20 protein-coding genes are annotated in these 26,790 nt (G+C 58.5%); 11 read left to right on the forward strand and 9 right to left on the reverse strand.

Translation table 11 applies throughout. From position 1 onward, the window contains the following. Nucleotides 1-59: 59 nt before the first annotated feature. From ppsA to RHM68_RS09040, 8 genes are all read left to right on the forward strand, one after another. A complete protein-coding gene (gene ppsA / locus RHM68_RS09005; RefSeq protein ID WP_322222019.1) occupies nt 60-2,435 on the forward strand; it encodes a phosphoenolpyruvate synthase in 2,376 nt (791 codons plus the stop codon). Nucleotides 2,436-2,533: 98 nt separating this feature from the next. Further along, nucleotides 2,534-3,523 (forward strand): alpha/beta fold hydrolase, encoded by a 990-nt coding sequence (locus tag RHM68_RS09010; RefSeq protein WP_322222020.1) that lies wholly within the window; start codon nt 2,534-2,536, stop codon nt 3,521-3,523. Between the two features lie 121 nt (nt 3,524-3,644). Beyond that, the gene (gene rraA / locus RHM68_RS09015; protein WP_322222022.1) at nt 3,645-4,136 is read left to right on the forward strand and encodes a ribonuclease E activity regulator RraA; all 492 of its coding nucleotides are present in this window, start codon (nt 3,645-3,647) and stop codon (nt 4,134-4,136) included. Nucleotides 4,137-4,175: 39 nt separating this feature from the next. Then, nucleotides 4,176-5,171 (forward strand): zinc transporter ZntB, encoded by a 996-nt coding sequence (locus RHM68_RS09020; protein ID WP_322222024.1) that lies wholly within the window; start codon nt 4,176-4,178, stop codon nt 5,169-5,171. Nucleotides 5,172-5,234: 63 nt separating this feature from the next. Then, nucleotides 5,235-5,483, forward strand: a complete 249-nt coding sequence (locus RHM68_RS09025) for a CrfX protein (RefSeq protein WP_322222026.1) — start codon at nt 5,235-5,237, stop codon at nt 5,481-5,483. Nucleotides 5,484-5,485: 2 nt separating this feature from the next. Further along, the gene (locus RHM68_RS09030; protein WP_322222028.1) at nt 5,486-6,310 is read left to right on the forward strand and encodes a mechanosensitive ion channel family protein; all 825 of its coding nucleotides are present in this window, start codon (nt 5,486-5,488) and stop codon (nt 6,308-6,310) included. Nucleotides 6,311-6,397: 87 nt separating this feature from the next. Next, nucleotides 6,398-6,988, forward strand: a complete 591-nt coding sequence (gene sigX / locus RHM68_RS09035) for an RNA polymerase sigma factor SigX (RefSeq protein WP_322222031.1) — start codon at nt 6,398-6,400, stop codon at nt 6,986-6,988. 107 nt (nt 6,989-7,095) lie between these two features. Beyond that, the gene (locus tag RHM68_RS09040) at nt 7,096-8,070 is read left to right on the forward strand and encodes an OmpA family protein (protein ID WP_322222034.1); all 975 of its coding nucleotides are present in this window, start codon (nt 7,096-7,098) and stop codon (nt 8,068-8,070) included. 115 nt (nt 8,071-8,185) lie between these two features. Here RHM68_RS09040 and cobA read toward each other — a convergent pair whose 3' ends face one another. The 8 genes from cobA to RHM68_RS09080 form a co-directional block, all read right to left on the reverse strand. Continuing rightward, a complete protein-coding gene (cobA, locus tag RHM68_RS09045; protein ID WP_322222036.1) occupies nt 8,186-8,953 on the reverse strand; it encodes a uroporphyrinogen-III C-methyltransferase in 768 nt (255 codons plus the stop codon). A gap of 10 nt (nt 8,954-8,963) precedes the next feature. Beyond that, entirely contained in the window at nt 8,964-11,681 is a 2,718-nt protein-coding gene (locus tag RHM68_RS09050; protein ID WP_322222038.1) for a molybdopterin-dependent oxidoreductase, read from the reverse strand. Further along, nucleotides 11,681-11,998 (reverse strand): nitrite reductase small subunit NirD, encoded by a 318-nt coding sequence (gene nirD, locus RHM68_RS09055; protein WP_322222040.1) that lies wholly within the window; start codon nt 11,996-11,998, stop codon nt 11,681-11,683. The genes RHM68_RS09050 and nirD overlap by 1 nt, the downstream gene beginning before the upstream one ends. Further along, complete coding sequence (nirB, locus tag RHM68_RS09060) at nt 11,995-14,448, reverse strand: nitrite reductase large subunit NirB (RefSeq protein ID WP_322222042.1); 2,454 nt, start codon at nt 14,446-14,448, stop codon at nt 11,995-11,997. Before nirB ends, nirD begins: the two co-directional genes overlap by 4 nt. Before the next feature lie 336 nt (nt 14,449-14,784). Beyond that, nucleotides 14,785-16,458, reverse strand: coding sequence for a bifunctional protein-serine/threonine kinase/phosphatase (locus RHM68_RS09065; RefSeq protein WP_322222044.1), 1,674 nt, complete (start codon nt 16,456-16,458; stop codon nt 14,785-14,787). A 7-nt stretch (nt 16,459-16,465) separates the two neighbouring features. Beyond that, complete coding sequence (locus RHM68_RS09070) at nt 16,466-17,677, reverse strand: nitrate/nitrite transporter (protein ID WP_322222046.1); 1,212 nt, start codon at nt 17,675-17,677, stop codon at nt 16,466-16,468. A gap of 290 nt (nt 17,678-17,967) precedes the next feature. Beyond that, on the reverse strand, nt 17,968-18,543 hold the full coding sequence (locus tag RHM68_RS09075) for an ANTAR domain-containing response regulator (RefSeq protein ID WP_322222048.1): 576 nt from the start codon (nt 18,541-18,543) through the stop codon (nt 17,968-17,970). 15 nt (nt 18,544-18,558) lie between these two features. Continuing rightward, complete coding sequence (locus RHM68_RS09080) at nt 18,559-19,770, reverse strand: CmpA/NrtA family ABC transporter substrate-binding protein (protein ID WP_322222050.1); 1,212 nt, start codon at nt 19,768-19,770, stop codon at nt 18,559-18,561. Between the two features lie 230 nt (nt 19,771-20,000). Between RHM68_RS09080 and RHM68_RS09085 the strand changes: the two genes are divergently transcribed. Beyond that, the gene (locus RHM68_RS09085; protein WP_322222052.1) at nt 20,001-21,020 is read left to right on the forward strand and encodes a quinone-dependent dihydroorotate dehydrogenase; all 1,020 of its coding nucleotides are present in this window, start codon (nt 20,001-20,003) and stop codon (nt 21,018-21,020) included. Between the two features lie 163 nt (nt 21,021-21,183). Here the strand turns inward: RHM68_RS09085 and rmf are convergent, their stop codons facing one another. Then, nucleotides 21,184-21,399: a ribosome modulation factor gene (gene rmf, locus RHM68_RS09090; protein ID WP_003223300.1), complete on the reverse strand. Its 216-nt coding sequence runs from the start codon at nt 21,397-21,399 to the stop codon at nt 21,184-21,186. 532 nt (nt 21,400-21,931) lie between these two features. Between rmf and rlmKL the strand changes: the two genes are divergently transcribed. Together rlmKL and RHM68_RS09100 are read left to right on the forward strand one after the other, a co-directional pair. Further along, the gene (gene rlmKL / locus RHM68_RS09095) at nt 21,932-24,202 is read left to right on the forward strand and encodes a bifunctional 23S rRNA (guanine(2069)-N(7))-methyltransferase RlmK/23S rRNA (guanine(2445)-N(2))-methyltransferase RlmL (protein WP_322222075.1); all 2,271 of its coding nucleotides are present in this window, start codon (nt 21,932-21,934) and stop codon (nt 24,200-24,202) included. A gap of 141 nt (nt 24,203-24,343) precedes the next feature. Then, nucleotides 24,344-26,740, forward strand: a complete 2,397-nt coding sequence (locus RHM68_RS09100; protein ID WP_322222076.1) for a diguanylate cyclase — start codon at nt 24,344-24,346, stop codon at nt 26,738-26,740. Nucleotides 26,741-26,790: the final 50 nt, after the last annotated feature.

The following is a 26,790-nucleotide window of genomic DNA, read 5'->3' on the forward strand; positions in this document are numbered from 1 at the left end:
AATGCTCCCTGAGCGGCCGGCTTCTGAGCTTTTCCAACACAGTTAGTGGAGAGATCACCTTGGTAGAGTACGTAGTTTCCCTCGATAAGCTCGGCGTCCATGATGTAGAGCATGTGGGGGGCAAGAACGCATCCCTGGGCGAGATGATCAGTAACCTTGCGGGTGCCGGTGTCTCGGTGCCTGGTGGCTTCGCCACGACCGCTCAGGCCTATCGTGACTTTCTGGAACTGAGCGGCCTGAACGATCAGATCCATGCCGCGCTCGACGCCCTGGACGTCGACGACGTCAACGCGCTGGCCAAGACCGGTGCGCAGATCCGCAACTGGATCATGGACGCTGAGTTTCCCGAGAAGCTCAACGCCGAAATCCGCACCGCGTTCGCCACGCTGTCGGCCGGTAACCCTGACATGGCGGTGGCCGTGCGCTCTTCCGCTACCGCCGAAGACTTGCCGGATGCTTCCTTCGCCGGTCAGCAGGAAACGTTCCTGAACATCCGGGGTGTCGAAAACGTCATTCGCGCCGCCAAAGAGGTGTTCGCTTCACTGTTCAACGATCGTGCGATTTCCTACCGCGTCCACCAGGGCTTTGACCACAAACTGGTCGCCCTGTCGGCTGGCGTGCAACGCATGGTTCGTTCAGAAACCGGCACTGCCGGTGTCATGTTCACCCTCGACACCGAGTCGGGTTTTCGCGACGTTGTGTTCATTACCGGCGCCTACGGCCTGGGTGAAACCGTTGTGCAGGGTGCGGTGAACCCGGACGAATTTTATGTCCACAAACAAACACTGGAGGCAGGCCGCCCCGCTATCCTGCGCCGTAACCTGGGCAGCAAAGCGATCAAAATGATCTACGGCGAAGTGGCCACGGCCGGCAAGTCGGTCAAGACCATCGATGTCGACAAGGCTGATCGCGCCCGTTTCTGCCTCAGCGACGCTGAAGTCAGCGAACTTGCCAAGCAAGCGATGATCATCGAGAAGCACTACAAGTGCCCGATGGACATCGAATGGGCCAAAGACGGCGACGACGGCAAGCTTTACATCGTTCAGGCCCGCCCTGAAACCGTGAAGAGCCGCACCTCGGCCAACGTCATGGAACGCTACCTGTTGAAAGAAACCGGCACTGTACTGGTGGAAGGTCGCGCCATCGGCCAGCGTATCGGCGCCGGCAAGGTCCGCATCATCAAGGACGTGTCCGAGATGGACAAAGTCCAGCCGGGCGACGTACTGGTCTCCGACATGACGGACCCGGACTGGGAGCCGGTTATGAAGCGCGCGAGCGCCATCGTCACTAACCGTGGCGGCCGTACCTGTCACGCGGCGATCATCGCTCGTGAGCTGGGCATCCCGGCAGTGGTCGGTTGTGGCAACGCCACCCAACTGCTCAAAGACGGTCAGGGTGTGACCGTTTCCTGCGCGGAAGGCGACACCGGTTACATCTTCGAAGGCGAACTGGGCTTCGACATCAAGAAAAACTCCGTGGACGCCATGCCTGATCTGCCGTTCAAGATCATGATGAACGTTGGTAATCCGGACCGCGCTTTCGACTTCGCACAACTGCCGAACGCTGGTGTGGGCCTGGCCCGCCTGGAGTTCATCATCAACCGCATGATCGGGGTTCACCCCAAAGCGCTGTTGAACTACGACGGTCTGCCGCAAGAGATCAAGGACAGCGTCGACAAGCGCATTGCCGGTTACGACGATCCGGTTGGTTTCTATGTCGACAAACTGGTCGAAGGCATCAGTACCCTGGCCGCTGCGTTCACCCCGAAAAAGGTCATCGTGCGTCTGTCGGATTTCAAGTCCAACGAATACGCGAACCTGATCGGCGGCAAACTCTACGAGCCGGAAGAAGAAAACCCGATGTTGGGTTTCCGTGGTGCGTCGCGTTACATCAGCGAAGCGTTCCGCGATTGCTTCGAACTCGAGTGCCGCGCCCTGAAACGCGTGCGCAACGAGATGGGCCTGACCAACGTTGAAATCATGGTGCCGTTTGTCCGTACCCTGGGCGAAGCTAGCCAAGTGATCGACCTGTTGGCCGAAAATGGCTTGGCCCGTGGCGAGAACGGTCTGCGCATCATCATGATGTGCGAACTGCCGTCCAACGCGATCCTGGCGGAAGAGTTCCTGGAATTCTTCGACGGTTTCTCCATTGGCTCCAACGACCTGACTCAGCTGACGCTGGGCCTGGACCGTGACTCCGGGATCATCGCGCACCTGTTTGACGAGCGGAATCCGGCGGTCAAGAAATTGTTGGCCAATGCGATTCAAGCGTGCAACAAGGCCGGTAAATACATCGGTATCTGCGGTCAGGGGCCTTCGGATCACCCTGATCTGGCCAAATGGCTGATGGAACAAGGCATCGAAAGCGTTTCGCTGAACCCCGATTCCGTACTGGAAACCTGGTTCTTCCTGGCCGAAGGTCAGGCGTCGGCCTAAAGGCGTGAGTGAAAGGGTCGATCGGTGATCGACCCTTTTAGAGATTCAAGTAGGGCGGGCTCTCCAGTGGATGCCGCCCTTTTTTGTGCAAGAGCATTATGCAAAGCAGTAGTCATCTATTTCCTGTCGCCCTGATCAGCGCCGAACGGCGCGGTGATCTGAGCGAAGACGTTTACCGTTTAAAACCTGGCAACAGCCCTGACGGCACGGTCGAATTGGCGGTGACGCGCCTCGGCATGGCCGATGGCGTTACCGTGCGCGGCGTACCGGTGATTTTGCTTCACGGCAGTTTTTCCAATCGGCGGTTCTGGTACTCGCCCAAGGGGCTCGGGCTGGGCGCGTATTTGACGCGGCTGGGGTTCGACGTCTGGATTCCAGAAATGCGCGGTCATGGCCTCTCGCAACGCAATCATGACTACCGCAAGAACCGTGTCGCCGACTATGCCCGCTATGACCTGCCGGCCATCGGCGCATTCGTGCGTGAGCAAAGTGGCCAGGCTCCCCATTGGATCGGTCATTCGTTGGGGGGCATCACCCTCGCAGCGGCGTTGGGCGGTCAGTACATCGGCGATCCGTTGGTGGCCTCGGCGGCGTTTTTTGGTACTCAGGTCAGCCGTACTTACTGGCCGTTAAAAATTCCACCGCTGGAGTGGGGTGGGCGGTTGATTCTCAAGCGCTTCGCTCAGCTATCCGGCTCGCGGCTCAAGCGCGGCCCGGAGGACGAGCCGATTGGTCTGGCCTTGGAAAGCATGCGCTGGTACGGCCTGTTCGGACGTTTTGGCGATAAAGATAAAGACTGGTGGACGGGCTTGTCCGAGGTGCAGTTGCCGGTGCTGGCGGTCAGCGCGGCCGGAGACCATCAGGACCCGAGCTGGGCTTGTCGCAAGCTGTTCGATCAAGTTGGCTCTGAGCATAAGCAGTTCATCACTCTGGGGCGCGAGCAGGGATTTGCCGACAATTTCGGTCATGTTGAAATGCTGGTCAGCAGGGCCGCCCAGGCTGAGGTCTGGCCATTGGTCGCTCGCTGGTTGGCTGATCAACAGACGCCACTGTTGAGCGAAAAGCCCAATTTGGCGGCGGCCGTCTGAGCCTGATGCTCTAACAAGGGCATTTCGCTCTGGTCGGCATGCGGCTAAGATATGACGCATTGCGCTTTTTCGGTCACTTTGCGACATCCTCGATTGTCTTCCTCTTTACAGGAGTTTCTCGATGAACCATTACGTTACGCCTGACCTGTGCGACACCTATCCGGAGCTGGTGCAGGTGCTGGAGCCTATGTTCAGCAATTTCGGTGGCCGTGATTCTTTCGGCGGCGAAATCGTGACCATCAAGTGTTTCGAAGACAATTCGCGCGTCAAGGAACAGGTCGAACTCAAGGGTGATGGCAAGGTGCTGGTGGTCGATGGTGGCGGTTCCCTGCGTCATGCGTTGCTGGGTGACATGCTGGCCGAGAAAGCTTCGAAAAACGGTTGGGAAGGACTGGTGATCTACGGTTGCATCCGCGACGTCGATATCCTCGCGCAGACCGATCTGGGCGTGCAGGCCCTCGCCAGCCACCCGAGGAAGTCCGACAGACGCGGGCTCGGCGACCTTAATGTTCCAGTGACCTTCGCCGGCGTGACGTTCCATCCAGGTCATTACATTTATGCGGACAACAACGGCGTGATCATCTCGCCAAGTCCGCTGAAGATGCCTGAATAAAGCATCGATGCGAATTTTCGTGGCAAAAACGGGGTGAGGATGTTCGAGGAAGAAAACGCGCAGTGGGGGCTGGTACATGCTCTGGTACTGGACGGTAAAGGCGGTGCGCGTTCGATAGCACGGACTGAACTCGATGACTTGCAGCTACAGGCTCATGAAAGCCTGTGGTTGCACTGGGACCGCAGTCATCCGCAAACCCAGACCTGGTTGCGTAAATCCAGCGGTCTGAGCGAGTTCAGTTGTGATCTGTTGTTGGAAGAAAATACCCGGCCGCGCCTGCTCGCCCTCCCGGACGCTGAGTTGTTGCTGTTTTTGCGCGGAATTAACCTCAATCCAGGTGCCGAGCCGGAAGACATGGTGTCGGTGCGTATCTTCGCATCGCCCCAATGCGTGATTTCCCTGCGCCTGCGTCCGCTGCGTGCCACGGATGAATTGTTGGTCCAGTTGACTGAAGGCAAGGGGCCAAAAACTGCTTCCGAGCTCCTTCTCTATATGGCGCAATACCTCACCAACAAAGTGCAGGATCTGGTCACAGACCTCTCGGAAGTGGTCGATGAGGAGGAAGAAAAACTGGATGCCGACGAACGGTATACACCCGACCACGGGGCCATTTTGCAGATCCGTCGGCGGGCCGCAGGACTGAAACGTTTTCTCGCCCCGCAACGGGATATTTTTGGGCAACTGACGCGGATCAAACTGCCTTGGTTTGTCGAAGACGATGGCGATTACTGGAACGAATTGAACAACAGTCTGACCCGTTACCTCGAGGAGTTGGAATTGACCCGCGAGCGGGTGGGGCTGGTCCTGGAGGCCGAAGACCGACGTTTGAGCGTGCGTATGAACCGCACGATGTATCGCTTCGGGATCATCACCGGGATCTTTTTGCCGATGAGTTTTCTGACCGGTCTTTTAGGCATCAATGTGGGCGGCATTCCGTTCTCCGGTAACCCTTATGGCTTCCTGATCGCTTGCCTGATGATGGTCTCAGTGGCGCTTGGCCAGTGGTGGTTGTTCCGCCGTTTGCGCTGGGTTTAAAAATGCTTCATGTGACCCGAGCAAATTTGATCGCGTCTTTCACAGACATCACGAGAGGTGCGTATGCACGATCCGTTTGAACAGTCTTTGCGCGACATGCTGAAAGCTTCGCCGTCCAGCCGTGACGACGATGCTTGCCTTGGCCGCGTTTTGAAAACCGCCAACCGCCAGGTCGGTGCCGGGGATCTGTTCAGTCTGCTGGGCCGCTGGTTGCCCGCGCTGATGATTGCCCTCAACAACGGATCGGCCCACGTTTCGCCGGTTTCCCGTCACCGTAAACCCATTGCTCGCACTGCTGATAAGGCTGATTGAATATGGAACTTGATCTCTGGACTCAGAGCCTCGTCACTGCAATGACTGCGTTGTGGACCAAGGTTGCTAACTTCATTCCTAACCTGTTCGGCGCACTGGTTGTGCTGCTGTTGGGTTTCGTCGTGGCCAAGCTGCTGGATACTCTGCTGTCTAAATTGCTCGCCAAACTGGGCCTCGATCGCTTGATGGGTGGTACCGGTTTGACTAAATTGTTGTCACGAGCCGGCCTGCAAGTACCGATATCAACCTTGATCGGCAAAATTGTCTACTGGTTCGTTTTGCTTATTTTCCTGGTGTCGGCCGCCGAATCCCTTGGGCTTGAGCGAGTTTCAGCTACGCTGGATATGCTTGCGTTGTATTTGCCGAAAGTATTTGGCGCCGCGCTGGTGTTGCTGGTGGGTGTCTTGCTGGCGCAATTGGCCAATGGGTTGGTGCGCGGCGCGGCAGAGGGCGTAGGGCTGGATTACGCTTCGGGTCTGGGGCGAATCGCCCAAGGCCTGGTGATTATCATCAGTATTTCGGTTGCGATCAGTCAGTTAGAGGTCAAAACTGACCTGCTAAATCATGTGATTGTGATCGTTTTGATTACCGTTGGTCTGGCGGTTGCGCTGGCAATGGGGTTGGGAAGCCGTGAAATTGCGGGTCAGATTCTTGCGGGAATCTATGTGAGAGAGTTGTATCAAGTTGGGCAACAAGTGCGTGTTGGTGAGGTCGAAGGCCAGATCGAAGAGATTGGCACGGTTAAAACCACATTGCTGACCGACGAGGGCGAGCTAGTCTCTCTCTCGAATCGGATCCTGCTGGAACAGCATGTGATTAGCCGCTAACCCGGCAAACCCTGCTAATGTATGCCGCCGCAAAATGCCCTGAAAGGACTGCGGCGGACATTGACCTGACTGTCGGCCCGACTTGTTTTGAATAAAGCTCAATTGCTCTCTACGCGCTACGACCCCCGCGAGCTCTCTGATGAGGAGTTGGTCGCGCGCTCGCACACCGAGCTGTTTCACGTAACGCGCGCCTATGAAGAGCTGATGCGGCGTTACCAACGAACATTATTTAACGTTTGCGCACGATATCTTGGGAACGATCGCGACGCAGACGATGTCTGTCAGGAAGTGATGTTGAAGGTGTTGTACGGCCTGAAGAACTTTGAGGGTAAATCGAAGTTCAAAACGTGGCTATACAGCATCACGTACAACGAATGCATCACACAGTATCGGAAGGAACGGCGAAAGCGTCGCTTGATGGACGCTTTGAGTCTTGACCCCCTTGAGGAAGCGTCTGAAGAAAAGGCGCCGAAACCTGAAGAGACGGGCGGACTTGATCGCTGGCTGGTGTATGTGAACCCGATTGACCGTGAAATTCTGGTGCTACGATTTGTCGCAGAGCTGGAGTTTCAGGAGATCGCAGACATCATGCACATGGGTTTGAGTGCTACAAAAATGCGTTACAAACGTGCTCTAGATAAATTACGTGAGAAATTTGCAGGCGTTGCTGAAACTTAGTTCAGCGCAAATATCTCTTACGTGTAGGCAAGTTCTGATAGACTTGCCGCCGAGTTGTCCTTCGGTTTGAGGGGCTGCTTTACAATCACCAGATGGGGATTTAACGGATGAAACTGAAAAACACCTTGGGCTTGGCCATTGGTTCTCTTATTGCCGCTACTTCGTTCGGCGTTTTGGCACAAGGCCAAGGCGCAGTTGAAGGCGAGCTCTTCTACCAGAAGAAGTACAACGACAGCGTTAAGCACGTCGAAGATGGCTTCAACCCTGGCGCCTCCATCGGTTACTTCTTGACCGACGACGTGTCGTTGAACCTGACCTACGACAAAGGCAACTACACCCGTTCGAACGACGGTACCGGTAGCCAGAAAATCAAGAGCGACAACTTCGGTCTGAACGCTCAGTACCACTTCAACAACGCTGGCGACGCTCTGCGTCCTTACGTTTCGGGTGGCGTTGCTCACAAGAGCATGACCAACGTAGCTGCTGACGGCCACACTGGTCGCGACCAGTCGACTTTCCTGACTGCAGGCGCTGGCGTTAAGTACTACTTCGCCGAAAACTTCTTCGCCCGTGCTGGCGTTGAAGCTGACTACAAGCTGGACAACGGCAAGTGGGACTACGCTCCGACCATCGGTCTGGGTGTTAACTTCGGTGGCGGCAACAAGCCTGCTCCAGCTCCAGTACCAGCACCGGCTCCAGAGCCAGCGCCAGTTGCAGAAGCTCCAGTTGCTGAAGTTGTTCGTGTTGAGCTGGACGTAAAGTTCGACTTCAACAAGTCGGTTGTTAAGCCGAACAGCTACGGTGATGTCAAGAACCTGGCTGACTTCATGAAGCAGTACCCACAAACTACCACCGTTGTGGAAGGTCACACTGACAACGTCGGTCCTGACGCTTACAACCAGAAACTGTCCCAGCGTCGTGCCGACGCTGTTAAGCAAGTCCTGGTCAAAGATGGTGTTGAAGCTAACCGCGTTCACTCGGTTGGTTATGGCAAGTCCCGCCCAATTGCTGACAACAGCACTGACGCTGGCCGCGCTGCAAACCGTCGCGTAGAAGCGCAGGTTGAAGCTCAAGCTAAGTAATTAGCCCGCAGCTCTGGAAAAGCCCGGCTTAGGCCGGGCTTTTCTTTGTCTGCGATTTGGGGATTGGCTCGAATTTATTCAGTTTTTCGGCAAGGAATCGCCGTGTCTAACCGGCCTACAGGGATAAGCAACGAGTTGATTCAATATCCGTCGCAGGCTGCGATCCTTTGAATTCCTCGACAGCCGCTACCGCTCCGATCACCAGGATCGCTGGGCTTTTTAACTGGAAGTCGTAGGCATCTTCTTCCATCGATGTAAGGTCACTCCTACATTCTCGCTGGTGGGCTAGCGAGGCGTTTTCAATCATCGCCACTGGGGTACTGGCGGCCATGCCACCTGCCAGCAACTGCTCGCGAATCTCGCTCAGTTTCGCCACGCCCATGTAGACCACCAATGTGGTGCCCCCTTGGGCCAATGCCTGCCAGTTCAGGCTGCTACCGTCCTGGGTGTGGGCAGTCACCAGCGTCACGCCGCGTGCGACGCCGCGCAGCGTCAACGGAATATTGCACTGGGTCGCGCCGGCCAGCCCGGCAGTGATGCCATTGACCAGTTCCACATCGACGCCACGCTCGCGTAACCACTGCGCCTCTTCACCGCCACGGCCAAAAATACACGGATCGCCCCCCTTCAGTCGGACCACACACTTGCCGTGACGGGCATAACGCAGCATCAGACGATGAATGAAGGCTTGAGGTGTGGAGCGGCAGCCGCCGCGCTTGCCAACCGGAATAATTCTGGCGTTCGGGCAATGTTCAAGCACCGCTTCATTGACCAGATCATCGATTAGCACCACGTCGGCTTCTCTCAGTGCTCGCACAGCTTTGAGGGTCAATAATTCGGGGTCGCCAGGGCCTGCACCCACCAGCCAGACTTTTGCACTCATCGTAGGTTCCTCAAGAGATAACGGCAGTCGGCTGCGCCATGACGGCGAGCAAACGCTTGATTTCCGGTACGCAGGAGCCGCATTGCGTGCCGCAACCCAGTGTTTGTTTTAAACCCTGCAAGTCCAGACCGCTGCTGATGCCCGAGCACACCGCGCTTTGGCTGACGTTCATGCAGTTGCACAGGGTTTTGTTGCTTGAGGTCAGTGTGTCGGTTTGGCCCGGTGGAGCGCTCATTGGCGCCAGCAGCCAACGCCGTAGTTGTTCATCGGCCTGGCCGTCAAGCCACAGACTTTGCAGCCAGTGTTGGGCAAGTGTTTCACCGGCCAGGCGGATAGCGGTAATCCGGCCATTTTCGATGCGTACCCGTTTGCCGATTGAGCGCCTCGGATCGTCGTAGGCCAAGACTGGGCCTTCGTTGAGGCCTAGGCACTGGTCGATATCACGCAGTAACTGCGCATCCGGTGCATGAGCGCTGGCAGCGCGTATTAGCAGCGCGGGACGGTCACGGCCTGCAAGGCTGAGGCTTACGTAGGAAAACGCCTCACAGAGTGGTCGTAGAGTCTCAAAATGTTGTTGAACATCGCCTTCGATCAGGGCGAAAAGCTTCCAGGGTAAATTGACAGGCTCCAGGCGGACGCCGCTGTGTTTGAGTTCTGGCTGTTTTGACAACGGGTCAAATGCCCCCAGAGTCAGGGTGTTGACGCCGCCCTTGAGATATCGGTCCCCCCAATGCATTGGAAGAAAGGCTTGGCCGGGTCGCACGCTGTCATCGCTGACGACCGGGACGATCAGTGCGCCTCGGCGACTTTTCAGGTTGATCAAGTCACCGGGTTGCAGTCGGTGTCGGCGCAGTTCCTCCGGGTGAAGGCTCAGCACTGCTTCGCTGACGTGGCCGAATAGTTGTGCCGAGGTGCCGGTGCGGCTCATGCCGTGCCATTGATCGCGAAGACGGCCGGTGATCAGGGTCAGCGGGAAGCGCGCGTCCCGTTGCTCCTTGGCCGCGCGATACGGATCGGCGACAAATTGCGCGCGTCCGCTGGCAGTCGGGAAAACTCCGTCCAGATACAAACGCGCCGTGCCTTCGCGAGCGCCTGCCGGGAAAGGCCATTGCTGAGGGCCAAGCTGGTCGATCAAGGCATGGCTTATTCCTGACAGATCAAGGTCGCGCCCGCACGTCAGTTGTTTGTATTCGTCGAAGACTTGCGCCGGGGTTTCAAAGGCAAACAGGCTGCTGTGTTCGCGACGCAGACGTTTTTCCAGACGCTGCGCGAAATCCACCGTGATCGCCCAGTCGGGTCGCGCTTCACCGGGTGCGCCGATGGCTTGGCGAACGTGGGAAATTCGTCGTTCGGAATTGGTTACCGTGCCGTCCTTTTCACCCCAACTGGCCGCAGGCAGCAGCAAATCGGCGAATGCAGCAGTTTCGGTGGTGCGAAAGGCTTCCTGAAGCACCACGAACGGGCAGGCTTGCAAGGCTTCCCGCACGGCCGACTGATCCGGAAGTGACTGCGCGGGGTTGGTGCAGGCGATCCAAAGCGCCTTGATCTTGCCGATGCGCACCTGTTCGAACAGCTCGATGGCCGTGAGGCCGATTGTTTCTGGCAGTTGCTCAACCCCCCAGTAGGCAGCTACTTCTGCACGATGCTCGGCATTGGCAGCCTCGCGATGGCCAGGTAGAAGGTTTGATAAGCTGCCAGTTTCCCGCCCACCCATGGCATTCGGCTGACCGGTCAGGGAGAAAGGTCCTGCACCCGGACGGCCAATTTGTCCGGTGGCCAGGTGCAAGTTGATCAGTGCGCTGTTTTTCGCGCTGCCGGCGATGGACTGATTCAGCCCCATGCACCACAGCGACAAAAAGCTCGGCGAGGTGCCGACCCATTGCGCGCATTGTTGCAGTTGCTCGATTCCAATCCCGCACAGCTGGGAAACCATTTGTGGTGTGTAATCGCGCACCAGGGTTTTCAGCTCGGCCAAGCCCTCGGTGTGGGCCTTGATGAAGTCGCGGTCGATCCAGTCTTCCCACAACAGCAAATGCAAAATCCCATGGAACAGCGCGACGTCGGTACCCGGCAGGATCGCCAGGTGCAGGTCAGCCAACTCGCAAGTGTCGGTGCGGCGTGGGTCGATCACGATGACTTTCATCTGCGGTCGTCGGGACTTTGCTTCTTCCAGGCGTCGAAACAGTACCGGGTGAGCGTAAGCCATGTTGCTACCGACGATCATCACGCAATCGCTCAACTCCAAGTCTTCGTAGTTGCACGGCGGTGCGTCGGCCCCCAGGCTGCGTTTGTAGCCGACCACTGCCGATGACATACACAGCCGCGAATTGCTGTCGATATTGTTGGTGCCCACCAGCGCCCTGGCCAGTTTGTTAAAGACGTAGTAGTCCTCCGTCAGCAACTGCCCGGAGATATAGAACGCCACGCTGTCCGGGCCATACTCGGCAAGGGTCTCGGCGAACACCTGGGCGGCGTGATCAAGGGCCGTATCCCAATCGGTGCGGCCACGGGCCAAGCCCTTGCCCAAGCGCAGCTCGGGATACAGTGCCCGAGCGGCCATGTCTCCCGTCAGGTGCAAGGTCGCGCCTTTGCTGCATAATTTGCCGAAGTTGGCCGGGTGGGTCGGATCGCCGCTGACACCGAGGATGCGCTCGCCGTCATGCTCGATCAGCACGCCGCAGCCGACGCCGCAGTAACAGCAGGTCGAGGCGGTGATTTGGCGGTTCATCAGCCTGCTTCCCGCAGCGCCAGCATGACCCGGCCATTTTCGATCCGGGCTTGATGGTGATGAGCGCAGCCGATGTCCGGTGCCAGCGCTTCGCCGGTTTCCAGGTCGATCTGCCAGTTGTGCAGCGGGCAGGCGACCCGTTTGCCATAGATCAAACCTTGGGACAATGGCCCACCTTTGTGTGGGCAGCGGTCATCAAGGGCGAACACTTCATTGTCGCTGGTACGAAAAATTGCGATGTCACCCTTGGGCCCCGCGACGATCCGCGAGCCGAGGGTGTTGATCTCTTCCAGCGCACAGATATCAAGCCAGTTCATGCCAGCACCTCCAGGTTTTTCACGGGGATGACGTCGAATTCTTTTTTTAGCAGCGGCTGTTCCAGGCGTTCCTTCCATGGGTCTTGCTCGAAGGACAGGGAAAATTGCAGTCGATCGTTGAGGGCTTTGCGCCGCTCCGGGTCTTCCAGTACGGCTTGTTTGATGTGCTCCATGCCAACCCGTTGCAGGTAATGCACGGTGCGCTCGAGATAGAACGCTTCTTCGCGGTACAGCTGTAGGAAAGCTCCGTTGTACTCGCGCACTTCCTCGGCGGTTTTCAGCTTGACGAAGAACTCGGCGACTTCGGTTTTGATCCCGCCGTTGCCGCCGATGTACATCTCCCAGCCGGAGTCGACACCGATAATTCCGACGTCCTTGATCCCCGCTTCCGAGCAGTTACGCGGACAGCCGGAGACGGCCAACTTCACCTTGTGCGGCGACCACATATTAAACAGATCATGTTCCAGCTCAATGCCCAGTTGCGTCGAATTCTGCGTGCCAAAGCGGCAGAACTCACTGCCGACGCAGGTCTTCACGGTACGAATGGATTTGCCGTAGGCGTGACCAGACGGCATATCCAGGTCCTTCCAGACCCCTGGCAGGTCCTGTTTTTTGATTCCCAGCAAATCGATGCGCTGGCCGCCGGTGACTTTCACCATGGGGACGTTGTACTTGTCGGCTACGTCGGCAATACGCCGTAGTTCCGAGGGATTCGTCACACCGCCCCACATCCTTGGGACGACAGAGTAGGTGCCGTCTTTCTGGATGTTGGCGTGGGCTCGCTCGTTGATCAGCCGCGATTGCGGATCGTCCTTGGCCTCGCCCGGCCAGGTGGAAATCAGGTAATAGTTGAGCGCCGGGCGGCAGGTGGCGCAGCCGTTGGGGGTACGCCAATTCAGGTAGCTCATGGTGCCGGCAATCGTTAGCAAGTGCTGTTCGCGGATGGCCTGGCGGATTTGCCCGTGGTTCAGGTCGCTGCAACCGCAGATGGCTTTTTCGCTTTTTGGTTTGACGTCGGCCGCACCGCCCACGGTGTTGATCAAGATCTGTTCTACCAGCCCCGCACAGGAACCGCAGGAGCTGGCGGCCTTGGTGTGTTTTTTCACTTCATCGACGCTGAACAGTCCGTGTTCCTGAATCGCCTTGACGATGGTGCCTTTGCACACGCCGTTGCAGCCGCAGACTTCGGCGGTGTCCGCCATGCTCATCGCTTTGTCCTGGCCTTGATGCCCTACGTCGCCCAAGGCGTTTTCGCCGAACATCAGGTGGTCGCGGATCTCGCCGATGGCGTGATTCTCACGGATTTGTCGGAAATACCAGCCGCCGTCTGCCGTATCGCCGTACAGACAGGCGCCAACCAGCACGTCATCCTTGATCACCAGTTTTTTGTAGACCCCGCCGATGGGGTCGGAAAGGGTGATGGTCTCAGTGCCTTCGCCGCCCATGAAATCGCCAGCGGAGAACAGATCAATACCGGTGACTTTGAGCTTGGTCGAGGTCACGGAGCCCTGATAGCGGGCAAAGCCCAGTTGCGCCAGGTGGTTGGCGCAGACTTTGGCCTGTTCGAACAGCGGCGCCACCAGGCCGTAGGCGATGCCACGGTGGCTGGCACATTCGCCGATAGCGTAGATGCGTGGGTCGTAGGTTTGCAGGGTGTCATCGACCAGAATCCCGCGGTTGCAAGGGATGCCGGCTTTTTCCGCGAGTGTGGTGTTGGGGCGAATGCCGGCCGCCATCACCACCAGGTCAGCGGGGATGATGTCGCCGTTTTTGAACTGTACTGAGCCTACCCGACCATTGCCGGCATCGTGCAGGGCTTGGGTCTGTTCGCATAGGCGAAAGTTCAGGCCGCGCGCCTCCAGGGCGGTTTGCAGCAGTTGGCCGCTGGTCTTGTCCAGTTGCCGCTCAAGCAGCCACTCGCCGATGTGTACCACCGTGACGTGCATACCGCGCAGCATCAGGCCATTGGCGGCCTCCAGTCCCAGCAGGCCGCCGCCGATGACCACGGCATGCTTGTGGGTTTTCGCGGTGTTGATCATTGCCTGGGTGTCAGCGATGTCGCGGTAGCCGATCACACCCTGCAAGGTATTGCCGGGAATCGGCAGAATGAACGGAGTCGAGCCCGTGGCAATCAACAGGCGATCGTATTCGGCTTCGGTGCCGTCTTCAGCGATCACCCGGCGCTTGACCCGATCGATCTCTACCACTTTGCGGTTGAGCAACAACGTGATGTTGTTGTTCAGGTACCAGTCCAGGTCGTTGAGCACGATTTCTTCGAAGGTCTGCTCGCCGGCCAGTACCGGCGACAACAAGATACGGTTGTAGTTGGTGTGGGGTTCGGCCCCAAAGACCGTGATGTCGTATAGCTCGTTGCTCAGCTTAAGCAGTTCTTCCAGGGTACGGACCCCGGCCATGCCGTTGCCAATCATCACCAGTTTTAGTTTTTTCATCAGGTTCTCCGGGGAGCCTGGACCCGCCTCATCAGGGCTTTCAGGTCAGGCTCGACAAATTTTGCGCAAACAAAAAAAGGCGTCCCGCTAGTTGCCTAGCGAGGACGCCTTTGTCCTTATCCCGTTCTCTCGGGGAGCGCAGCCTTCGTCGTTGAAGGCTGGGCTTTATGTGTGATGAACAGGCTAATGCAGCGGTTGTGCCAAGTGGCTCAGTGGGCGAATTTGTTGGGTATCACCTGCAGAGGCAGTGTTAAGTGCGACTTTTTTTGCACTGATTCAAGGCGCAGCGCCCGGTTCTGGAGCGCATCAATTCTGTGGCGAAGCGTTGTGCTCCGTTCAGGATGAGTGGAACACCAGAAACAACAGCAGCAGATTCACCAGCAATGACGCCAGCGCCAAGGTCCGCCAGACAATCAAAGGCTCGCGCTCCATTAATGGCCTGGGCCGCACGCTCAAACTGCGGCGCTCTCCTTGTTCCAGCAGCAACAGCCACTCTTCTGCGGTTTCGAAGCGTTGCTGTGAGTCTGCCGCTACCGCGCGTTCCAGACTTTGCGCGAGCCATTCCGGCAGATCGGGTCGGTAGCGGCTGGGGCTGACAGCCACACCAAACCGTGGTCGCTGGAATGCTTCGATTTCGCCGTAGGGATAATGCCCGGTGAGCAGGAAGTAGAGGGTCACCCCTACGCAATAAAGGTCCTGCTGCGGTGTCGGCGCCTCACCGCGAAAGGCTTCCGGCGCGATGTAACTCGGGGTTCCCGGCAGCATAGAAGGTTGATCCTCGGACAGTCCGGGGCAGTAGGCGAGGCCGAAGTCCAGTAAGCGTAATTCGCCGTCATCCCCCAGCAGCAGGTTCTGCGGTTTGATGTCGCGATGCATAATCTGTCGCCGATGCAGCATACCAACCGCCCGTAACAGGCTTTCGGCCAGCGCTTGCCATTGGGGCAGCGGCAGCGGTCCGGTTCGGTCCTGCAACTCGGCCAGGGTCATACCCGGATACTCGCGCATCACGTAGTACAAATGCTGGCGTTGGGGGGCAGCATGAACTTCAGGGAAATGCCGCCCGGCCACTCGCTTGAGAAACCACTCCTCCGACAGCAACGCTTGCCCCGCCTGATGATCATCGCGCAGCCGGCTGGGCAGGGTTTTCAGCAGCCAGGGTTGATGGTGTGCGTCCCGCACCCGATAGAGCAGTGATTGCTGACTCTGGCCGAGGATTTTTTCGACCTGCCAGCCTTCGAAAGACTGCCCCGGTTTCAGCTCTGGCGGCAGGGGCCACTGCTGCAACTGAATCAGCGCATCACCGATGCTGGTTTCACCGACAGCGTCAACGCGTACCAGTAACGCGCTGGCGTTGTCCTGGCTGCCGGCCAGGTGCGCCGCGTTGACCAATGTCTGAGCGGCGCTGTTCAGGTCAGGCTGATCGCGCAAAATTGCCGCAATCGCGGTATCGCCCAGCACGGCCCAAACGCCGTCGCTGAGCAGTACAAAACTTTCATTGAGGCGCAGTTCGCCATCCAGGAAGTCCAGCACCAGATGCTGATCGAGTCCAAGTGCCCGTTTAAGGACATGCTGCATGCCTGGCTGGTCCCAGACATGGTCTTCGCTGACCCGCTGTAACTGGTCGGCGTGCCAGCGATAAACCCGGCAATCGCCGACATGGGCCAGGGTAAAACGCTTACCCCTTATGACCAATGCGCTGACAGTGGTCAGCAGCGGCTGCCCACCCCCATTGGCTTGCAGCCAGCGATTCTGTGCCAATAGCAAACGATCCAGAGCCTGCGCCACGCCCCAGGTTTGCGGCGTAGCGTAGTAATCCAGTGCCAGGGCCTGCAAGGTCGAACGCGCCGCCAGGCCACCATCCGCGCATTGGCTGACACCGTCGGCGATGGCGAACAGGTAACCCTTGCTCGCCGCCAACGCGGGTGCAGGTGTGACCAGTCGCATCGCGTCTTGATTTTCTTCACGCGGACCAATGGCGCTGGCCTGGGCAAAGCTCAGTTGCAGACTCATGGGCGTGTCAGACCCGCGCCGCCGTCACTGCGGCCGAGCCCCAGGTTGTTCTCCAGCGACGTTTCACCCCGTGCAGACCGAACCAGGCAATCACGCCGAGGCTGGCAAACAACCACAAGGCCAGTTGATAGCTGCCGGTGCTTTGCTTGATCGCGCCCATTCCTGCTGCAAGGGCGAAGCCGCCGATGCCACCGGCCATGCCGATCAGTCCGGTCATTACGCCGATTTCCCGGCGAAAACGCTGTGGGACTAACTGGAAAACTGCACCGTTACCCGCACCCAATCCGAGCATGGTGCAGACGAAAAGCGCCAATGCAGCGTAGGAACTCGGCAAGTTGAATCCCACCGCAGCGATACAGATCGCGGCCACCGTGTACATCGCCAAGAGGGTACGAATGCCGCCAAAGCGATCCGCCAACGCACCGCCCAACGGCCGCATCAAACTGCCACCGAACACGCAGGCGGCCGTGTAGTAGCCGGCTGTGACCGGGCTCAAGCCGTATTGGTCGTTGAAGTAACCAGGCAGCGCGCTTGCCAGGCCGATGAAGCCACCGAAGGTCACGCTGTAGAAAAACATGAACCACCAGCTGTCGCGGTCACCCAGGGCTTTAAAGTAGTCGGCCATCGCCTTGGCTTTTGGCCGCTCAGGCGCATTTTTGGCCAGCCAGGCGAAAATGATCAGGGTCAGGATCAGCGGGATCAGGGCGAAGCCGAACACATTGCTCCAGCCGAACGCGGCAGCCAGCACCGGCGCGATCAGCGCTGCTAGCACGGTGCCAGAGTTTCCAGCACCCGCGATGCCCAGGGCCTTGCCTTGATGTTGCGGCGGATACCATTGCGACGCCAGTGGCAGGGCGACGGCAAAGGACGCGCCAGCCATGCCGAGGAACAGGCCCAGTAGCAGCGCTTGCTCGTAGCTATGGATACCCAGCTTCCAGGCACCGAACAGCGCGCAGATGACGATCACCTGACCGATCAGCCCTGCGGTTTTCGGCGACAGGCGGTCAGCCAGCACGCCCATCACAAAGCGCAGCACCGCCCCGGCCAGGATCGGCGTGGCTACCACCAGTCCACGCTGTTGGGTGGTCAGGTGCAGGTCAGCGGCGATCTGCACGGCCAGTGGACCCAGCAAATACCAGACCATGAAACTCAGGTCGAAGTAGAGGAAAGCCGCGAATAATGTCGGGGTATGACCGGATTTCCAGAAGGTTGAATTCATCGCGCACCTCAGCTGTTGGGAGTCTCGAGAAGGAGTCATTAGCTAGCAGGTGGGGCGCCGCAACGGCCGCACCACCGGCCCCGGGCTGTGGGGCCAAAACGAAAAAACGTCGCTACCGGATCCGCCTTGGGCGAATAAAGTGAGCGACGTCTTTGTCGTAGGTGGGGCAACCGCCGTTGGTTACCTGTATGGATTGCTAAGCCAGATTTGTGCCACATCCGAATGAATGTGAGTGCCCGGCGCACTTCGCTATGAAATCCCATAGCGAGGTGCGCCCGCGAAGGCGTCTTTTAGCCCAGCAGTTCATTCATGGCAATAATCTGCTCCGCTACCTGGATGAGCTTCTGTTGCCGGCTCATGGCCTGGCGACGCATCAAGGTGTAGGCCTCTTCCTCGTCGCATTTTTTCATTTTCATCAACAACCCTTTTGCCAGTTCGATGCGTTTGCGTTCCGCCAATTGCTGGTCCCGAGCGTGAAGTTGGGCGCGCAGGGCCTGGTCGCTTTCAAAACGAGCCATGGCCACGTCGAGAATCGGCTGCAAGCGTTGTGCGTGAATGCCTTCGACGATGTAGGCGCTGACCCCGGACTGGATCGCCTGACGCATCACGCCGGGGTCGTGCTCGTCGGTAAACATCACAATCGGTCGTGGCTGGTCACGGCTGACCAGCACCACTTGTTCCATCACATCGCGGCTGGGTGACTCGGTATCGATCAGAATGACGTCAGGGCGCACCGTTTCGACGCGTGCAGGCAGGTCGATGGTCAAGCCGGATTCGTCGATCACCTCGAACCCGGCTTCAGTCAGGGCCGCTTTCAGGCGACCCACCTTCTTTGCGGTGTCGTTGATTAGCAGGATTCGCAACATGTTGGGTGGCTCCTGTCAGCGACTGGCGAGAAGGGGCGAGCTGCCGTGCATGGCGTGCATCTTGAAGCTTCGGGCGTAACCGACCGGGTCTGAACCGTCCCAGATCTTGCCATCGATCAACTGGCTGCTGCGCATTTCCTGACCCCAGGCGGACACACCGACTGCGGTGGCGGCGTCGCGGTACAGTTCCAGTTGCTGAACCTGGCGCGCGACACCGAGGTAGTCCGGGTCCTCGCGCAGTAAACCCCAGCGACGAAACTGAGTCATGAACCACATGCCGTCGGACAAATACGGCAGATTGACCTCGCCGCCACCATGAAAACGCAGGGCGTGGGGATCTTGCCAGCGATTGCCGAGGCCGTCGGCATAGTCGCCGAGCAGCCGTGGCTCGATGCAGTCGAGCGGTGCGTCCAGATACTCTGGGGCAGTCAGTAAGCGCGCGGTGCTGCGGCGATTCTCGGGGCTTTCTTCAATGAAGCGACTGGCTTCCAGAATAGCCATCACCAGCGCCCGAGCGGTGTTGGGGTACTGCTCGACGAATGCACGAGTGCAACCGAGGACTTTTTCCGGATGATCGGGCCAGATAGCTTGAGTCGTCGCCAGGGTGAACCCTAGATCCTGTTGCACTGCACTGGCGCTCCAAGGCTCGCCGACACAGAAGCCGTCAATACGTCCCGCTTGCAGGTGAGCAATCATTTGTGGCGGCGGGACCACCACACTGTTGACGTCCTGCAAGGGGTGAATACCTTGGCTGGCGAGCCAGTAATACAACCACATGGCGTGGGTGCCGGTGGGAAACGTCTGGGCGAAGGTCAGTTTTGCGCGACTTTGGTGCGCGTGCCGGTCCAGCGCTTCGGGACTGGTCACGCCCAGTGCCTGTAAGTCGTGGGAGAGGTTGATGCTCTGACCGTTCTGATTTAGGCCCATCAGCACTGCCATGTCGGTCGGTGCGATACCGCCGATGCCCAAATGCACCGCGTAGATGAGGCCGTAAAGGCTGTGGGCGGCGTCGAGCTCGCCGCTCACCAGTTTGTCCCGCAGGTTGGCCCAGGACGACTGGCGCTTGAGATTCAAGGTCAAGCCATAGGGTTGGGCGAAGCCCTGAGTGGCCGCGACCACCACCGAAGCGCAGTCGCTCAGGGCGATGAAGCCTACATTGATTGCAGACTTTTCAGGGGCGTCGCTGCCATTGACCCAGGCCAGAGGGCCGGCTGTGGTTTCATTCATCGGATACACACCTTCAAAAAAAAGCGTCGTCACGGGTCCCTGCGCGAGCAAAGCCGAGTGACGACGCCAGTGTCCTTTGACTCATTCCGCCGTTGGCATGAGTCCTGATACCGATGCCGGTGCAAGGCATATGCCATTGACCGTTGATTTGCGCGTGCGCCTCGCCTGTGGAGCCGTTGCCCGGCTATAATCTCGGCCTCATTTCGCCGTCATTCGAGTCAAGCCTGCCCATGTACACTCTGGCCCGTCAGCTGTTGTTCAAACTTTCCCCGGAAACCTCCCACGATCTGTCCCTGGACTTGATTGGCGCGGGCGGGCGTTTGGGCCTCAACGGCTTGCTTTGCAAGGCCCCGGCGAAAGTACCGGTAACCGTCATGGGCCTGGAGTTCCCGAACCCGGTAGGGTTGGCAGCCGGCCTGGACAAGAATGGCGCCGCCATCGATGGTTTTGCACAACTGGGTTTCGGTTTTGTCGAAATCGGTACCATTACCCCGCGTGCTCAGCCAGGCAACCCGAAGCCACGGATTTTCCGTCTTCCGCAAGCCGAGGCGATCATCAACCGCATGGGGTTCAACAATCTCGGCGTCGATCACTTGCTGGCCAGGGTCGCGGCCGCTAAATACAAAGGCGTGCTGGGCATCAATATCGGCAAGAACTTCGATACACCGGTCGAGCGGGCGGTCGACGACTATCTCATCTGCCTCGATAAGGTCTACGCCCACGCCAGCTATGTGACGGTCAACGTCAGCTCGCCCAACACGCCGGGCCTGCGCAGCCTGCAATTCGGTGATTCGCTCAAGCAACTGCTGGCTGATCTGGCGCAGCGCCGGGCAGAGCTGGCGCTGCGCCATGGCCGGCATGTACCGCTGGCGATCAAAATCGCTCCAGACATGACTGACGAAGAGACGGCTCAAGTCGCACTCGCGTTGATCGAAACCGGGATGGACGGGGTCATTGCCACCAACACCACGCTCAGCCGTGTCGGCGTCGAAGGCATGGAACATGGTGACGAGGCGGGCGGTCTGTCCGGCGCACCGGTTCGCGACAAGAGTACTCACACCGTGAAAGTCCTGGCGGCGGAGTTGGCCGGTCGCTTACCGATCATCGCCGTGGGCGGTATCACCGAAGGCAAGCACGCGGCTGAGAAAATCGCTGCGGGCGCGAGCCTGGTGCAGTTGTATTCCGGCTTTATCTATAAGGGCCCGGCGTTGATTCGTGAGTCGGTCGACGCGATAGCAGCCCTGCGCTGATTCCACGGTCCGGTTGTGTGTCGCTCAAGGTTGAGTGTTGGCCCGTTGTAAATAAAAAAGGGCTCCTCGAAGGAGCCCCTGGGCCGAAGCCCGCCGTCCGGATGGGACGTGCGTGGTTAATGTGTTGCGTAGTCAAATTGTCGTGTCGGAATGTTCCCTTTAATTAGCCGACGGCGTGAAGTTCGTTGAGTCTATGGATTCCCGCAGTGCCGGTCATACCGTCCCAGTTGTCGCCACGTCCTTCTCGCCAGCCGTTAATCCAGGCTTGGCGTACCGACGGTAGAGTAAATGGGCAAAGCTCACGGGATTTGCCACCAACGCCATATTGATATCCGCGCAAAAATGCTCTTTCCAAAGGATCACGCTTAAGTCTTCTCATAGGGTGTTTCCCTCACTTGTTGACTGTATTTGTCGCGTTGACCTCTCGCGAGGTCAGGCAGAAAAACTTCTGCCGTTGGCGGCTCGCTGCCGGCGTCGCGAGCCAAGGTGTTGACGTCGTTGCGGCGTCAACCTGTGATGAGTTCTAACCAATGCGTCACATCGAGGGAATGATCGTTTTGTCATAAGGACGTAACCATTAAGGTGCTATGGCCATAAGTAACAAGCCGTTTGTCTCGTGTTTGTTGGTCAAAGCCCGGTATGATCGGCCCCGCGCTGTCTGGCGGGGTTAATCCTTTAACGAGAATGACCCACGGTTGCACTGGGGTACTATTCGACGAAGGGTCGACTTATTACATTTTGTTGCATCAACTTTTTTATCTGCCCTTGCATCTAAGCTCCTTTAATCCGAGCAGCAGGGGTGGGACGGCACACCTTCGTGCCACGCGGGCGCTCTTTTAGAAAAGCGCTTGATTGAAATCCGGACCGGCAACGCGTTGCCGTTTCACTTAGCCAAAGGCTTTTAAATTCCAATGTCCGATCAATTCGAAATCTTCCTCACGTGTCCTAAAGGCCTTGAAGGCCTGCTCATCGAGGAAGCCGTCGGGCTTGGCCTTGAAGAAGCGCGAGAGCACACCTCGGCTGTGCGCGGCATGGCGACCATGGAAACCGCTTATCGCCTGTGCCTGTGGTCGCGTTTGGCGAACCGGGTGCTGCTGGTGCTCAAGCGTTTCCCGATGAAGGACGCCGAAGACCTGTACCACGGCGTTCTGGACATCGAGTGGCAAGACCACATGCTCAACGACGGCACCCTGGCCGTCGAGTTCAGTGGCCACGGCTCTGGCATCGATAACACCCACTTTGGCGCCTTGAAGGTCAAGGATGCGATCGTCGATAAACTGCGCACGCCACAGGGCGACCGCCCGTCCATCGACAAGCTCAACCCGGACCTGCGCATTCACCTGCGCCTTGACCGTGGCGAAGCGATTCTTTCGCTCGACCTGTCCGGCCACAGCTTGCACCAGCGCGGTTACCGCTTGCAGCAGGGCGCGGCGCCGCTGAAGGAAAACCTGGCGGCAGCGATCCTTATTCGTTCCGGCTGGCCGCGCATTGCGGCCGAAGGCGGCGCGCTGGCTGACCCGATGTGCGGTGTGGGTACATTCCTCGTCGAAGCGGCAATGATCGCCGCCGACATGGCGCCTAACCTGCGTCGCGAGCAGTGGGGTTTTACTGCCTGGCTAGGTCACGTGCCGGCGCTGTGGAAAAAACTCCACGAAGAAGCCACCGAGCGTTCCGCCGCCGGTCTGGCCAAGCCGCCGCTGTGGATTCGCGGTTACGAAGCCGATCCGCGTCTGATTCAACCCGGCCGCAACAACGTCGAACGCGCTGGCCTGAGCGAGTGGATCAAAATCTACCAGGGCGAAGTCGGTACGTTTGAACCGCGCCCGGACCAGAACCAAAAAGGCCTGGTGATCTGCAACCCTCCCTACGGCGAGCGTCTGGGCGACGAGGCGAGCCTGCTTTACCTCTACCAAAACCTTGGCGAGCGCCTGCGCCAGGCGTGCCTAAACTGGGAAGCTGCCGTATTCACCGGCGCCCCGGACCTCGGCAAGCGCATGGGTATCCGCAGCCACAAACAGTATTCGTTCTGGAATGGCGCGCTGCCGTGCAAATTGCTGCTGATCAAGGTCACGCCGGACCAGTTCGTCACCGGCGAGCGTCGCACCCCGGAACAGCGTCAAGTCGAGCGCGAGCAGGCCGAGGTCGAAGTCGCCAACAACGATGTGGCGCCAGGCAAGTACGAGAAGTACAACAAGAACGGTAATCCGATCAAGCCGGCGCCGGTCGTCATCGAGCAGCCGCGCTTGAGCGAAGGCGGGCAGATGTTTGCCAACCGTTTGCAAAAGAACGTCAAGGCACTGGGCAAGTGGGTCAAGCGTGAAGGCATCGACTGCTACCGCGTCTACGATGCCGATATGCCGGAATATTCCATGGCCATCGACCTGTACCACGATTGGGTCCACGTCCAGGAATACGCCGCACCGAAATCCATTGATCCGGAAAAAGCGTCGGCGCGGATGTTCGATGCGTTGGCGGCCATTCCTCAGGCCTTGAACATCGACAAGAGCCGTGTGGTGGTCAAGCGTCGCGAGCGTCAGAGCGGCACTAAACAGTACGAACGCCAAGCCGCGCAGGGGAAATTTGTCGAGGTCAACGAAGGTGGGGTGAAGCTGTTGGTGAACCTCACTGACTACCTCGACACCGGGCTGTTCCTTGACCACCGACCAATGCGCATGCGCATCCAGAAAGAGGCGACGGGCAAGCGCTTCCTCAATCTTTATAGCTACACCGCGACCGCCAGCGTTCACGCAGCCAAGGGCGGCGCACGCAGCACCACCAGCGTTGACTTGTCGAAAACCTATCTGGACTGGGCACGCCGCAACCTGTCGTTGAACGGTTTTTCTGACAAGAATCGTCTGGAGCAAGGTGATGTGATGGTGTGGCTCGATGCCTGCCGTGACGAGTTCGACCTGATCTTTATTGATCCGCCAACCTTCTCCAATTCCAAGCGTATGGAAGGGATTTTCGACGTGCAGCGTGATCAGGTGCAGTTGATTGACCTGGCCATGGCGCGCCTGGCACCGGGCGGTGTGTTGTACTTCTCCAACAACTTCCGCAAGTTCGTGCTTGAGGAGAACCTCACCACGCGTTACGCGGTTGAGGAAATCACCGCCCAGACCGTCGATCCGGACTTCGCCCGCAACGGCAAGATCCACCGTGCCTGGAAAATTATGGCTCGCTGATAAATCGTCAGATTGGATCCACAGAGCCTTGATTTTAAAAGGCTCTTGGATTTTCAGTGCTGGTCAAATTAGTGGCTAATAGCTATAACTCCATTCGAAGCCAAAGGGCTGTTCCGGCACTTGGCGTTTTGAGTCGCGTTTATGTCGTTGCACGCCGTGCGCCCGAAGATCCTGGGCTTTATCAGTGAAGACGTTTCGGCCTGGCTGGTCGCGTTGTTGGCGTTGCTCGTTGGGGGAGTGCTGACGGGATTGTTGGCCTGGGCAACCCTCGATTTGTTTCACCATCAATTGCGGCAACGCTTTCAACTGCTGGTCAGTGAGCGTTACAGCCGTATCGAAGAGCGTTTTGACGATCAAGAGCAGCGTCTCGACGGGCTGCGCCGCTTTTTCGTCAATTCCGAGACGGTTACCCGCGAAGAGTTCAAGGGTTACGCCCAACCGCTGTTGCGCCGGACTCAGGCGTATTCGTTCGCGCGGCGAATCACGCGGGTCGAGCGGTCTGGTTTTGAGCGTGAGGTGCGTGAATCTGGCGTGAGTGATTTTACTGTTCGTGAACTCGACGCTTCAGGGCAGTTTCAACTGGCCGGCGAGCGCGACGATTATGTGGTGGTGCTTTACAGTCAGACGCTCAGCCGGCTGGCTTCGCCGTTGGGCTACAACTTGCTGGCGCAGCCACTGCGTCGGGCCACCCTGGAGCGGGCGGACGAGTTGGCCGGCATGGCAGTGTCGCAACCCATGCGTCTGGTCGGCATCGAGCCGGACTATGCGCGTGGCGTGTTGTTGGTTGCCCCGGTGGTGTTGCGTAACAGTCCGGGCGCCCCGACGAAACCCTACGGTTATGTCATGGCGGTGATCAGCATGCGCCAGTTGTTGGCCGACGGGTTGCCGGAGGCGGACCATGATTACCTTTCGGTGCGCATTCTCGATTTGTCCACCGGGGACCAGCATGAAGTGCTCTATGAATCACCCAATGCGCCTGCCAATAGTGATTTGGCTGCGACCCGGCTGCTAAGGCTGGCCAACCGCGACTATCAAGTCGACATTTTTCCCAGCGAAGCTTTTTTGCAGGCCAACCATTCCTCGGTGAGCAGCCTGGTAGTGCTCGGCAGTTTGCTCAGCGTGATGCTCAGTGCGCTGCTGTATGTGCTGGTGAGTCAACGTCAGCGGGCGTTGAAGCTGGTGGAGCAGCGCACAAAAGAGCTGCGCGCCAGCGAGCAGGCGTTACGCGGCACTCATGGGCAATTACGCGGCGTCCTCAATGCCGCCACTCAGGTGGCGATAATTGCCACTGATTTGCGCGGCATCATCAGCACCTTCAACGCCGGTGCCGAGTACATGCTCGGCTACTCCAGCGCCGAGGCCGTGGGGCACATGACGCTGGAACACCTGCATTTGCCTCGGGAACTCGAAGCGCGCGCGGCAGAGTTGAGCGCGCGGTATGGCAAGACGATTCCGACTGCTCAGGCGATGTTGGTCGAGGGCGGAGAGGAGGGCGGTCACGAAGCGCGTGAGTGGACGCTGGTGCGCTTCAATGGCAGCCATTTAACGGTGGATATGCTCGCGACCCCGGTGCTTGATGAACAAGGCTTATGGGTCGGTCACTTGGCGATCTGCATCGACATTACTGAGCGCAAACGCGTCCATGAGGCCTTGGCGGCGCGTGATCTTTTGCTGAAGAAGCTCAGCGCTCATGTGCCTGGCGGCATCTACCAATTCAAGTCGGAGTTCGATGGGCGGTTCAGTGTGAGTTATGTCAGCGACGGTATTCGCGAGATTTATGAAATCGAGCCGGACGTCTTGCTGCTTAACGCCGAGGCAATTTTTACCCGGATTCATCCTGAGGATTCGGATCGTGTCCGCACCTCGATCCGTGCGTCGGCTGAGAGCCTTCGTCCTTGGCGTGAGGAGTATCGCGTGCAACTGCCAGAGAGAGGGTTGCGCTGGGTTCTCGGTGAGGCAACGCCCGAAGAGCAGCCGGGTGGCGGTGTGCTTTGGCATGGCTATATCAGCGATATCACCGACCTGAAACGGGTGGAAGAAGAGCTGCGGGCACTTTCAGTAACAGACTCCCTGACCGGTATCCATAACCGTCGCTACTTTCAAGAGCGGTTGACCGCTGAGATGGCCCGTGTAGAGCGTGGAGGAGGGGAGTTGTCGGTGATCATGCTCGACATCGATCACTTCAAACGCATCAACGACCAGCATGGGCACGCGGTGGGGGATCGAGTGTTGCAGGCTGTGTGTGAGCGTATCGGTCATCGCTTGCGGCGCAGTGACGTGTTTTGCCGTCTGGGGGGCGAGGAGTTCATGGTGCTATGCCCGGATATCTCCGGCGAACAGGCTTTCGGGCTGGCGCAGGAGTTGTGGCAGGGATTGCGCAGTTCGCCTATCGATAGCGTCGGCACGGTCACCGCGAGTTTCGGAATTGCCAGTTGGCGTATGGGCGAAGGTGCGGATGCGCTACTGCTGCGGGCCGACTCCGGGGTGTATGCGGCAAAGCAAGCGGGACGGGATCGGGTTGAAGGGCAGTTGAGCTGAGTCAGTCTGCGGGCAATCCCTGTGAGCGCCAGTACATGCGCTGACACAGG

This window comes from Pseudomonas sp. DC1.2 (assembly GCF_034351645.1).
In the GTDB taxonomy this organism is placed as follows: Bacteria; Pseudomonadota; Gammaproteobacteria; order Pseudomonadales; family Pseudomonadaceae; genus Aquipseudomonas.